The organism is Oliverpabstia intestinalis (genome assembly GCF_009696065.1).
Classification (GTDB): Bacteria; Bacillota; Clostridia; order Lachnospirales; family Lachnospiraceae; genus Oliverpabstia; species Oliverpabstia intestinalis.
Genome location: NZ_VUMS01000006.1, coordinates 56,720 through 68,163, shown reverse-complemented (window position 1 = coordinate 68,163; position 11,444 = coordinate 56,720). Strand labels below are relative to the sequence as shown.

General features: G+C 43.9%; 9 protein-coding genes. 7 read left to right on the top strand and 2 right to left on the bottom strand.

Translation table 11 applies throughout. The features are described 5' to 3' along the window. Window positions 1-21 precede the first annotated feature (21 nt). Window positions 22-396 (bottom strand): BlaI/MecI/CopY family transcriptional regulator, encoded by a 375-nt coding sequence (locus FYJ57_RS04260; RefSeq protein WP_022172555.1) that lies wholly within the window; start codon window positions 394-396, stop codon window positions 22-24. A gap of 377 nt (window positions 397-773) precedes the next feature. Here FYJ57_RS04260 and FYJ57_RS04255 point away from each other — a divergent pair, with 377 nt between their 5' ends. The 7 genes from FYJ57_RS04255 to FYJ57_RS04225 all read left to right on the top strand — a co-directional run bounded on the left by FYJ57_RS04255 (window position 774) and on the right by FYJ57_RS04225 (window position 9,936). Beyond that, entirely contained in the window at window positions 774-2,072 is a 1,299-nt protein-coding gene (locus FYJ57_RS04255) for an ABC transporter substrate-binding protein (protein WP_154431656.1), read from the top strand. Window positions 2,073-2,089: 17 nt separating this feature from the next. Beyond that, window positions 2,090-2,971, top strand: a complete 882-nt coding sequence (locus FYJ57_RS04250) for a carbohydrate ABC transporter permease (protein WP_154431655.1) — start codon at window positions 2,090-2,092, stop codon at window positions 2,969-2,971. Beyond that, window positions 2,971-3,822 (top strand): carbohydrate ABC transporter permease, encoded by an 852-nt coding sequence (locus FYJ57_RS04245; RefSeq protein ID WP_022172552.1) that lies wholly within the window; start codon window positions 2,971-2,973, stop codon window positions 3,820-3,822. The genes FYJ57_RS04250 and FYJ57_RS04245 overlap by 1 nt, the downstream gene beginning before the upstream one ends. A 284-nt stretch (window positions 3,823-4,106) precedes the next feature. Then, window positions 4,107-4,871 carry an N-acetylmuramoyl-L-alanine amidase gene (locus tag FYJ57_RS04240; RefSeq protein ID WP_154431654.1) on the top strand — a complete coding sequence of 255 codons (765 nt, stop codon included), beginning with the start codon at window positions 4,107-4,109 and terminating at the stop codon, window positions 4,869-4,871. Between the two features lie 28 nt (window positions 4,872-4,899). Continuing rightward, the gene (locus FYJ57_RS04235) at window positions 4,900-5,532 is read left to right on the top strand and encodes a YdcF family protein (RefSeq protein ID WP_154431653.1); all 633 of its coding nucleotides are present in this window, start codon (window positions 4,900-4,902) and stop codon (window positions 5,530-5,532) included. Between the two features lie 66 nt (window positions 5,533-5,598). Beyond that, entirely contained in the window at window positions 5,599-6,303 is a 705-nt protein-coding gene (locus FYJ57_RS04230) for an ABC transporter ATP-binding protein (RefSeq protein ID WP_022172549.1), read from the top strand. A 9-nt stretch (window positions 6,304-6,312) separates the two neighbouring features. Beyond that, window positions 6,313-9,936 (top strand): FtsX-like permease family protein, encoded by a 3,624-nt coding sequence (locus tag FYJ57_RS04225; protein WP_154431652.1) that lies wholly within the window; start codon window positions 6,313-6,315, stop codon window positions 9,934-9,936. Window positions 9,937-9,950: 14 nt separating this feature from the next. Here FYJ57_RS04225 and FYJ57_RS04220 read toward each other — a convergent pair whose 3' ends face one another. Beyond that, a complete protein-coding gene (locus FYJ57_RS04220; protein WP_117524265.1) occupies window positions 9,951-11,237 on the bottom strand; it encodes an HlyC/CorC family transporter in 1,287 nt (428 codons plus the stop codon). Window positions 11,238-11,444: the final 207 nt, after the last annotated feature.

The following is an 11,444-nucleotide window of genomic DNA, read 5'->3' as shown; positions in this document are numbered from 1 at the left end:
CTTTCATAAAACTAAATACTGCTATTTCTCAATCTTTTCTTTTAAAGCTGTTTTGAAGGCGTCGTCTGCCTGATTGGTATCAATCAGTGACTGAATATAATTCAAAATACCGCCTTTTGTTGTCGGGCTGTCTACTACACACTGAATCAGTTTTTTCTGTTCGTTGTATGCATGCTGATCTATGAGTGGTGCATAGGCTCTCCCGGTGCGTGTCATGGACTTACCGATGGAATCTACTTTCAGATATCCTTTTTTTGTCAGTGTGATAATACCGGGTGCAACAGTATTTCTTTTCAATGTTACATCTTTTTTCAGAATCTCAGATATCAGACAGGGGTGACCGATTTGCCATACAGCCTGCATAATCTGTTCTTCCTTGCGGGTTAGTGTCTGCATAAAAGCTCCTTTCACATAAATAAACAAGTATCAGTAATAATACTATTTTTATTATAAGCTATCTATAGAAAAAATCAACGAGTATGTATGGAAAACATTAAAATGAAACTATTTTCACGTTGCTGCTCTGTGAATTGTCTGAAAATCTTTGATGGGAGCAGAAAAGAACCGATACTACCAACATTCTATACAAAAAACAATAATTTATACGTGATTTGGAAAGGATAATAAAATTATTTTTTGGATATAATAGACAAAAAACGAGGAAAAATATTGTACAAAATATTGGTGTTTTTGTAAACGTGTTGCAAAACCAGACAAAACTAACTAGAATTCATAACGGTTTATAGGATAAATAAGGAAAGGAATTATGGAAAATGAAAAGACGTGGAAAAGCAGCACTTTGTCTTGGAATGACCGGCGTGATGGCAGTTGGAACAATGCTTTCCGGATGTGGAAAAGAACAAACAAACGGAAAAGTTAAAATTGAAGTTGTTCAGTACAAACCGGAAGCCGTAGATGTATTTGAAGAGCTGGAAAAGAAATTCAATGAGACACACGACAATATAGAACTGGTTATCGATTCTCCGAACGATGCCATGACTATTTTAAAAACAAGATTTATTCGTGAGGATTATCCGGATATCATCGGAATCGGCGGTGATGTAAACTACTCTAATTTCCTTGATTCTGATATGTTAATGGATATTTCGGATTTTGACGGGCTCGATGATATTAAAGAAGCGTATCTTGAGACAGATAAAGAACTGGAATATGTGCCGATGGACGGAGTTTATGCAATGCCGTACATGGCCAATGCGGCCGGTGTCCTTTACAACAAGGATATGTTTGAAGAACATGGCTGGACGATTCCAACCACATGGGATGAATTTACTGCTTTGTGTGAAAGAATCGAAGCTGAAGGAATTCAGCCGCTGTATTTTGGATTCAAAGATTCCTGGACCTGTCTGGCTCCGTGGAATGCGATCGCTGTAGATCTGGCTCCGTCTGATGTGTGCTCGGAGGTAAATAAAGGGAATACCACATTTACCGATAATTACAGAGAAGTGGCAGAGAAAGAAAAAGCGCTTCTGGCATATGCCCAGGATAATCCGGCAGCATACGGATACAACGATGCGTGTACAGCATTTGCCAAAGGTGAGTCTGCGATGTTTGTGATCGGAAGTTATGCCGTTCCTCAGATCAAATCAGTGAATCCGGATATGAACATTGATTCCTTTGTATTTCCGGCAAGCAACAATGCAGAAGAAAATGTGTTAAACTCCGGTAACGACTTACAGTTTTCCATTATGAAAAACTGCGAACACAAAGAAGAAGCATATGAAGTACTGCGTTTCTTTATGGAAGATGAAAATGTACAGTCATACATTGATGATCAGAGTGCCGTGCCATGTGAAAAAGGCGATTTCGAACTGCCGTCTATGCTGGATGGTATGAAAGAATACATCAACGAAGGAAAACTGGTGGACTATCAGGATCATCATTATCCCAGTGAAATGTCCGTAGATGCGATGATTCAGACCTATCTGTTGGATGACAGCGAAAATGCTACCGACAAATTCCTGAAGAAATTTGATACTGAGTGGGTTCGTTACAACCGTGATCTGATTCAGAAAGTACAGGATTACGAAAAAGAAAACGGAAGTAACAACTAGGAAAGGGGATAAGAACGATGAATAAGAAAGGGAAAACCAACGACAGAGAGCGCACGTTTCTCCTGATTACCATTCCGGTACTGGTGCTGTTTTTCTGTTTTAACACATTACCGCTGATCAAAGGTTTTATCTATAGTTTTACAAATTTCAAAGGATATGGAACCTATGATTTTGTCGGACTTCGAAACTACAAAGATCTGTTTACCGACGCCCGCGTGGGAAGATCTTACCTATTTACTTTTAAATATGCAATTGTTTGTACGATCATTGTAAATGTCATCAGTCTGCTTCTGGCACTGGGACTGAATGCGAAAATTAAAGGAAAAACGGTGCTGAGAGGAATCTATTTCATCCCGAATATTCTTGGTGGACTGGTTATCGGTTATATTTTTAGTTTCTTCTTTACTTATATTCTTCCGGTAGCTGGTCAGGCAGCAGGAATCGAATGGCTGAGTTCCAGTATTCTGGCAAAAGAAAGTACTGCATGGTTTGGTATCGTTATTGTAGGTGCATGGCAGGCAATTGCAATGAATACTATCATCTATATTTCCGGTCTGCAGACCGTGCCGGAAGATGTGTATGAAGCCGGTGCGATCGATGGAGCCACCGGATGGAGAAGGTTCAAAGACCTTACATTTCCGCTGATTATTCCATTCTTTACGATTAATATGGTGCTGTGTATGAAAAACTTCCTGATGGTATTTGACCAGATTATGGCATTGACCAAAGGTGGTCCGTCCCAGAGTACAGAGTCCATCTCTTACCTGATCTACCAGAATGGTATGAGTGGTGGACAGTTTGGTTTCCAGAGTGCCAACGCAGTTCTTTTCTTTGTCGTTATCGTGGCAATCTCTGCATTCCAGATGACAGTAATGGGTAAGAAGGAGGAACAGTTATAATGAGTAAGAAAACAAATAATCAGACAGCAAAAGTCAACTGGCCGATTACCATTTTACTGATCATCGGCTGTCTCACCGTGTTTTTTCCTCTGTATATGGCAGTGATCATTGCGTTCAAACAGCCGTCTGAGATGACAAATGATATCGCCGGAGCACTGGCATTTCCGAAAACCTGGAGTTTTGCGAACTTTTCGGAAGCGATGAAGGTAACTGATTTCTGGCATTCTCTGGGGAACAGTTTACTGCTTACGATCGTGACCGTGATCCTTGCTATTCTGATCCATTCTCTGGCGGGGTATGCGATTGGAAGAAGTATGGCAAATAAAAAGTTTTATAATTTTGCGTATCTGTATATTGTAAGTGGTATGTTCGTACCGTTTGCGATTCTGATGATGCCTCTGGTAAAACAGACTGCGCAGATCGGAATTGCCAATCGTTTTGGTGTTATCGTACTGTATGTGGTATTCTTTATGCCAATGAATATCCTGTTATATTCCGGTTATCTGAAAAATATTCCACTGGCACTGGAAGAAGCAGCACGTGTGGATGGCGCTACTACATGGAGTACTTACTGGAATATCATTTTCCCGATCATGAAGCCAATGCATGCAACCGTTGCTGTACTGACTGCTATGAGTACCTGGAACGATGTTATGACACCTCTGGTTATCATGTCCGGAACAGGAAAAAATACGTTACCACTGGCGCAGTTAAACTTCCAGACTCAGTTCGGAACTAATTATAACCTGGCATTCGCCTCTTATCTGCTGGCACTGCTGCCGATTTTGATCTTCTATCTGATCTGTCAGAAACAGATTATCAACGGCGTGGTAAACGGAGCAGTAAAATAATAGTTACTGTTCACTGGTAATATCCCGCGAGGTGTTTTTTGTGAGCGAAGGTCACAGAAAACCCGAGAAATATCGCGCGAATTTATGCGATTAGCATAAATTCTGTGCATCGCGCAGCGTGTTGCTGGGCACGGAGTGAACAGTAACAAATAATATAAAATATCTATAAAATCAGGGCATCGGCTTTTACGCCGGTGTCCTTTTTGTTATAATAAATTATAAAACAACATTTCTCCGTATACCGGCATATAGTAAAAGAAGAAAAGAAATACGGGCGGAAAAATATGGCATATAAGATTGTAGTGGACAGTGGACACGGAGGAGAAGATCCGGGTGCAGTCTATCCTGGCAGGCAGGAAAAGGAAGATACGTTACGGCTCGCACTGGAAGTAGGGAGACTTCTGGAGGCAGGAGGACAGGATGTGGTGTATACAAGAACCACGGATGTCTACCAGACACCCTTTGAAAAAGCGCAGATTGCAAATCGGGAAGAAGCGGATTATTTTATTTCGATTCACAGAAATTCCAGTCCAAGACAGAATCAGTATCAGGGGGTAGAGACACTGATCTATGACAAGTCGGGAATCAAACTGAAGATGGCAGAGGCAATTAACGGGGCTCTGGAGGAGGTGGGATTCCGTAATCTCGGGGTGAAAGAACGACCGGGACTTGTAGTGTTGCGAAGAACAAATATGCCGGCACTTCTGGTGGAGGCAGGATTTATTAACAACGATCAGGATAATCAGCTGTTTGATGAAAAATTTACAGAAATCGCAGGAGCAATTTCTGAGGCGATTCTCGGTACACTGGATCAGGAAACTGTGGAAGATCCACTTTTATATCGGGTGCAGGTGGGAGTTTTCAGAAATAAAGAAAATGCAGACCGGCTGAATTATGAACTTCTGGATAAGGGATATCCATCTTATATTTTACAGCAGGACGGATATTATAAAGTCCAGGTGGGAGCTTTTGAACAGCTTGGGAATGCTGTTTTGATGGAACAAAGGCTTCGAAAGGATGGGTATCAGACTCTGATCACAACCCGCTAGAAGACAGGATGAAGAAGGGAGCAGATCCATGGGAATACAAAAGAAAGACAGAGAATATGAACGTTTTTTAGATCAGATCAGTGATTTCATTTTTGTGGAGGATAAACCGGAGAGGGCAGATATCATTTTTGTACCGGGTAATGGATTTCCACAGATGTCCATAGAAGCGGCCAGACTGTGGAAAGAGGGAATGGCACCCTGGATACTGCCTTCCGGAAAATACAGTATCGGAAAAGGTGCATTTACAGGGGTACAGGCCATGAAGGAAAAATATCAGGGACCGTATCAGACGGAATGGGAATTTATAAAAGATGTGCTGCTAAAAGAAGGCGTGCCGGAAGAAGTGATCCTGCGGGAAGACGGGGCTACATTTACCTATCAGAATGCGATCAACTCCAGAAAAGTGACAGATGCAGTGGGCATTCGGGTGAAAAAGGCAATTATCTGCTGCAAAGCCCAGCATGCCAGAAGATGCAAGCTGTATTATCAGTACTTATACCCACAGACAACCTTTCTCATTTGCCCTTCGGATGTGGGAATCAACCGGGAAAACTGGTTTGATACGCAAAAAGGCAGAAAGGAAGTACTGGGAGAAGTAGAAAAATGTGGGGAACAGCTGCAACGGATCTTTTGCAGGGAAGCGGATTCATGGAGTATCTGAGAGATTCGGATAAACAGATGATACGAACAGGATGTTATCATTTCATACGGAAGGCAGGAGGGTGTTATGGCAGCATATGTGGAAATGGATCAGGTTACAAAAACCTATCAGATGGGAGAAGTGACGATCAAAGCTGCGGATGGTATTTCTTTTCAGGTAGAAAAGGGAGAATTTGTGGTCGTGGTCGGACCAAGTGGAGCAGGAAAAACAACGGTGCTAAATATTCTCGGCGGCATGGATACTGCAACGACCGGAAAAGTATCTGTGGACGGAACACGGGTGGATAAGCTGAAAGGGAAAAAGTTGATCCAGTATCGGAGAGAGGATATTGGTTTCGTGTTTCAGTTTTATAACCTGATGCAAAATCTGACTGCACTGGAGAATGTGGAGCTGGCACTTCAGATCTGTAAAGATCCGCTGGATGCAAAGACAGTTCTTGAAGAAGTGGGGCTTGGGGAACGGATGTATAATTTCCCGGCACAGCTTTCAGGTGGGGAACAGCAGAGGGTGGCGATAGCCAGAGCCCTGGCAAAAAATCCAAAGTTACTGCTCTGCGATGAACCGACGGGTGCGCTGGACTATGTGACTGGAAAATCGATACTGAAGTTATTACAGGATACCTGTCACAAAAAGGGAATGACTGTGATCGTGATCACACATAACTCTGCACTGACACCTATGGCGGATCGGATCGTCCGGATACGAAACGGCAGGGTGGCAGAGATGATACAAAACGAGAATCCAACACCGGTGGAAGAGATAGAATGGTAGGTGGAGAGGATGAAAGCATTTCGGAAAGATTTTTTCAGAGAGATTTTAAAGAATAAAGGACGGTTTTTATCTGTTTTTTTCATCTCCCTGCTGGGTGCGGCGTTCTTTTCGGGTATTCGGTCAGCAGAAGGAGATATGAAAACTTCAGCGGATGCTTATTACGATCAGACAAATTACATGGATCTGCGGGTGCTGGGAACGCTCGGTCTTACAGACACGGATATGGAAGATATCGCAAAGGTGAAAGGCGTAGCACAGGTAACCGGCGGGCATACGTTAGAAGTATTACATAAAGAAGGGGAAAAAGAACAGACAGTGAAGCTGATCGCGTTAGAAGATGGCGTAAATGAACCACAGATTCTGGATGGGCGGCTGCCGCAGAAAACGGATGAAATTCTGGTGGATCAGAAATTCCTGGATGGAACCGGAAAAAAGATCGGCGATCAGGTGATATTTGAGAGTGGTACGGACACTGCACTTTCGGATGACCTTGTTCATGAAACGTTTACGATTGTGGGATCGGCAACGTTACCCTATTATATGGAACTGACCCGTGGAACGGGAAGTATCGGAAACGGCAGTATTGACAGTTTTGGGCTGTTACTTCCGGAGACGTTTACCAGTGAGATTTATACAGAAATCTATGTGCAGGTGGATGGGGCAAAGGAGCTGGAAAGTTACAGTACCTCTTACGAAAAGGCTGTAAAACAGGTACAAAACCGGGTAGAAGAGCTGGAAGAGGAAGCATGTCAGAGGAGATATGATACGGTTTATCAGGAGGGGCAAGACAAGCTTTCCGATGCCAGAAAACAGGTAACAGACGGTGAAAAGGAACTGGCGGATGGAAAAAAGACGCTGGAAGACGGTACTTTGCAGATCGAAGAGGCAAAAGATACCGTCGCTGAAAAGGAAAAAGAACTGAAGGAAAATGAATCCCTTCTGGCAGAAAAAGAAACAGAATTGCAAAATGGGGAGAATCAGCTTGCTGCAAAGGAGAAAGAACTGACTGCCGGAGAACAACAGCTGCAGCAGAAAATGCAGGAACTTGCAGCCGGAAAACAGGAGCTTGCCACAAAGCAGACAGAACTGACGGATGGAAAGGTACAGCTGCAGATACAGGAAGAAGAGCTGAATACAGCCAAAAGTCAGCTTGAGGAGCAGGCGGCGAAACTGGAAGAACAGAAAAGTCAGCTGGAAGAAAAAGAAAAGGAGCTGGATGAAAATGAGGTGACAGTAACTGCGGGTATCACACAGGTACAGGAAGGGCAGGAACAGCTTGCCACCGGTATGCAAAGTGTGCAGGAAGAAATCACCCGACTGGAAGCACAGAAAGAACAACTCTCGCAGATGGAAGAACCGGATGCGGAACAGCTGCAGCAGATCGAGACTGCTTTGCAGGAGTTAAAACAGCAGCTTACCGGACTGGAAACACAAAAGGAAGTGCTGTCACAGAAAGAGACGGAACTGACCGGGAATCTTACACAGATCCAGTTGGGCAAAGGAGAACTCGAGCAGGCAAGGACGCAGCTGGATGCCGGAGAAGCGGAAATCAGTATGCATCGTCAGGAACTTGCGGCGGGCGAGGAGAAAATCGCACAGGCAAAGGAACACCTTGCAGCAGGAGAAAGACAGATCAGTCAGGTACAAAAACAGCTCGCGGATGGTGAGGCGCAGATTGGGCAGGCAAAAGCACAGATTGCGGACGGAAAGAAGCAGCTTGCCGGAGCAAAAGCTGCACTTGCAGATGGAAAGACGCAGCTTTCTGCCGGAAAACAGCAGATTGTGGATGGAAAAAGCGCACTCCGGGAGGCAAAAGATGAGATCGATGCAAAAGAGACGGAACTGGAGGACGGCTGGAAGGAATACAGAAAAGAAAGCCGGAAAGCAGAGAAAAAACTGGCAGACGCAAAAGAAGAAATTGCAGACGGAGAGAAGAAACTGGAAGATCTGAAGGTTCCGGACTGGTATGTATGGGGACGAGATCAGGTGTCTTCCACGGAAAATTACGGACAGGATGCAGTGCGCATCACAAATATAGGAAAGTTCTTTCCGGTCATTTTCTTTCTGGTGGCAGCGCTTGTCAGCTTGACGACGATGACTCGAATGATCGAGGAACAGCGTCAGCAGATCGGTACACTGAAAGCTTTGGGATACGGAGACGGTGTGATCGCGGTAAAATATCTTGCCTACGGACTGATGTTTACCATCTCCGGTGCATTTGTCGGAGTGCTGCTCGGTGAGAAAATTCTGCCGTGGGTGATCATGAATGCGTATGGTATGCTGTATACGGGTATGAAAGAGTATCTGACCCCGTTAAACTGGGAAGAGGGCGGACTTGCGATCCTTGCGAGTGCACTCTGTACCGGTGTGGCAACTGTAGTGGCATGTTATAAGGAACTGGCAGCGCGCCCGGCACAGCTGATGCGCCCGGAGGCTCCAAAAAACGGAAAGAGGATTCTGCTGGAACGGATTCCATTTTTATGGAAACATCTGAACTTTACAACAAAATCAACGATCCGGAATCTGATCCGATATAAAAAGCGGTTCTTTATGACTGTCATTGGTATCGGTGGATGTATGGGACTGATCGTGGTGGGATTTGGCTTGCAGGATTCGATTACTGCGATTGCAAAGAATCAGTTTGTCAATCTGTTTACCTATCAGGCAAGCGCTGTTTTTAACGGGGATGCCACGGAAGAGAAAAAGGCACGGGTACAAAGCGAGATGGAGACGTATCCGGGGATACAGCAGATTCTGGAGATGTATTGCCAGAGTGTGGAACTGCAGTCACCGAAGCGCAGTGTGGATGCGGTGATGGAAGTACCGAAAGATCTGACTTGTTTTGGAGATTTCTTTGATCTGCGTGATCGCATCAGTGGAAAACATTATGATTTCCCGGCGCAGGGGGCTGCCATCAGTGAGAAGACGGCAGATATTCTGGGACTCAAAGTCGGTGATACAGTGCAGATGAAAAAGGGTGATCAGATTGTGAAAGTCGAAATCACGGAGATTGTTGAAAATTATGTGCGGCATTTTATCTATATAACGACAGACACATATCAGACCTTGTTCGGGGAAGCGGCAGAGTATAATCAGCTGTTGCTTCGCTACGAAGATACGTCAGACAGTTACGAGGACGGACTGGGACAGACGATCATGGAATATCCGGAGATCGCAGCTATCTCCTTTACGTCAGATCTGATCAGTGAGATCGACAACATGCTTCGCTCTCTGAATATCGTCATTGTGGTTCTGATCGTATCGGCAGGTTTGTTGGCATTTGTGGTGCTGTATAATCTGAACAATATCAATATCACAGAACGTCAGAGAGAGCTGGCAACACTGAAAGTGCTTGGATTCTACGACGGAGAAGTGGCTTCGTATGTATATCGTGAGAATATGGTGCTTACGGTATTCGGAATCCTCGCAGGTGTGGGAATCGGTGCTTTTCTGCATGGAAAGGTGATCCGAACCGTAGAAGTGGATATGATGATGTTCGGAAGAAGTATATTTTTCAGAAGTTTCTTGTACAGCGGACTGATCACACTGGCATTTGCATTGTTAGTCAATGGAATGATGTATTACCGGCTGAAAAAGATTGATATGATCGAATCACTGAAAAGTGTGGAATAAAAAAGAAGAAGAGGTTAATCCTCTTCTTCTTTTTTATCGTAAAAATCTTCCGGTATATAGATGTGTACAAGTTCGATACGGTTTTTGTCCACCTGATCAACGACCAGTTTCAGATGATTATCTGTGATACAGGATTCACCGGGAACCGGCAGGTGATCGAGCTGTTCGATCACAAAACCTCCGATAGAATCGTAATCTTCCGTTTCCAGATGCAGATCCAGAGCTTCATTCAGATCGTCCAGTTTGGCAGAACCTTTTGCAAGATATTCTCGTTTTGGAACGATTTCTTTAAAGTCTTCCTCTTCGTCGGCATCGTATTCATCACGGATCTCTCCGACGATTTCCTCGAGCAGGTCTTCCAGTGTGATCATACCGGCGGTTGCGCCATATTCATCAAGGACTATTGCCAGATTGACGGCATATTCTTTCATCTCCATCAGAAGATCTGCCGTACCTTTGTATTCATAGGTAAAATATGGGTTTCTGAGAAAATCCCGTACAGAAAACGTTTTTTCCGGATCTCGCAGAATCAGGTCTTTCATATTCAGAGTGCCGATGATGGTATCTGTTGAATTTTCATAGACCGGATAACGTGTATAACCGTCTTCGCGGAATGCCTGAATTACTTCGTCATAAGTGGCATCCACATTAATCAGAGACATATCGATACGGGGAACCATCACATCCTTGGCCTGAGAATCACCAAAATCGAAAACGTTATAGATCATCTGCCGTTCTTCGCTCTCGATGACACCGTCTTCATGACTGACATCCACGATGGTACGAAGTTCTTGCTCTGTCATGGCATTTGGCTTGGCATCGGGATCTACATGAAGCAGAAATAAGACACCGCGCGAAAGCAGATTCACAAGGAAAATTACAGGAGTCAGCAGCCTGGTCAGAGGATAGATTACCGGTGCATAGGCAAGAGAGATTTTTTCTGCCTGTAATGTTGCCAGGGTTTTCGGAGTAATCTCACCAAACAGAAGAATCAGCAAGGTCAGAACGCCGGTGATAAAACCAATAAAGGCATTACCAAGAACTCTCGTGGTCCAGGTGGTTGCCAGAGAAGATGCCGACAGGTTGACAATATTATTGCCGATCAGGATCGTACTCAGAAGCTTTCCCGGATTTTCAATAATTTTCAATAAGGTTTTTGCTTTTTTATTCCCATCGTCAGCAAGAGACATGATACGGATCTTGTTGACTGTAGTCATGGCCGTCTCTGCGGAAGAGAAAAATGCGGAAAGCAAAATTAACAGCAGTAACACAATTAGTTGTATGGCGTCGCCAGAATCCAAAAATATTCACTCCTTTGAAAATATGTAGTAGTTGTACTTGAATATACAGGAATTCGATTCAAAAATCAAGACAAATTCTTGTAAAATCATATTTTTTGGGGTGTTGAAAAAGAGAAGTATATGTTATAATATAAAATTGAATAACTGTGAAAGTAGTAAAAAAGCTGTGAAACCGCAGCCGAGAATACAAAGCAGGAGAGATGTGGA

Excerpts from the sequence above, each read along its gene's own strand:
- FYJ57_RS04260 (WP_022172555.1), bottom strand. The coding sequence starts at position 396 with ATGCAGACACTAACCCGCAAGGAAGAACAGATTATGCAGGCTGTATGG.
- FYJ57_RS04255 (WP_154431656.1), top strand. The coding sequence starts at position 774 with ATGAAAAGACGTGGAAAAGCAGCACTTTGTCTTGGAATGACCGGCGTG.
- FYJ57_RS04250 (WP_154431655.1), top strand. The coding sequence starts at position 2,090 with ATGAATAAGAAAGGGAAAACCAACGACAGAGAGCGCACGTTTCTCCTG.
- FYJ57_RS04245 (WP_022172552.1), top strand. The coding sequence starts at position 2,971 with ATGAGTAAGAAAACAAATAATCAGACAGCAAAAGTCAACTGGCCGATT.
- FYJ57_RS04240 (WP_154431654.1), top strand. The coding sequence starts at position 4,107 with ATGGCATATAAGATTGTAGTGGACAGTGGACACGGAGGAGAAGATCCG.
- FYJ57_RS04235 (WP_154431653.1), top strand. The coding sequence starts at position 4,900 with ATGGGAATACAAAAGAAAGACAGAGAATATGAACGTTTTTTAGATCAG.
- FYJ57_RS04230 (WP_022172549.1), top strand. The coding sequence starts at position 5,599 with ATGGCAGCATATGTGGAAATGGATCAGGTTACAAAAACCTATCAGATG.
- FYJ57_RS04225 (WP_154431652.1), top strand. The coding sequence starts at position 6,313 with ATGAAAGCATTTCGGAAAGATTTTTTCAGAGAGATTTTAAAGAATAAA.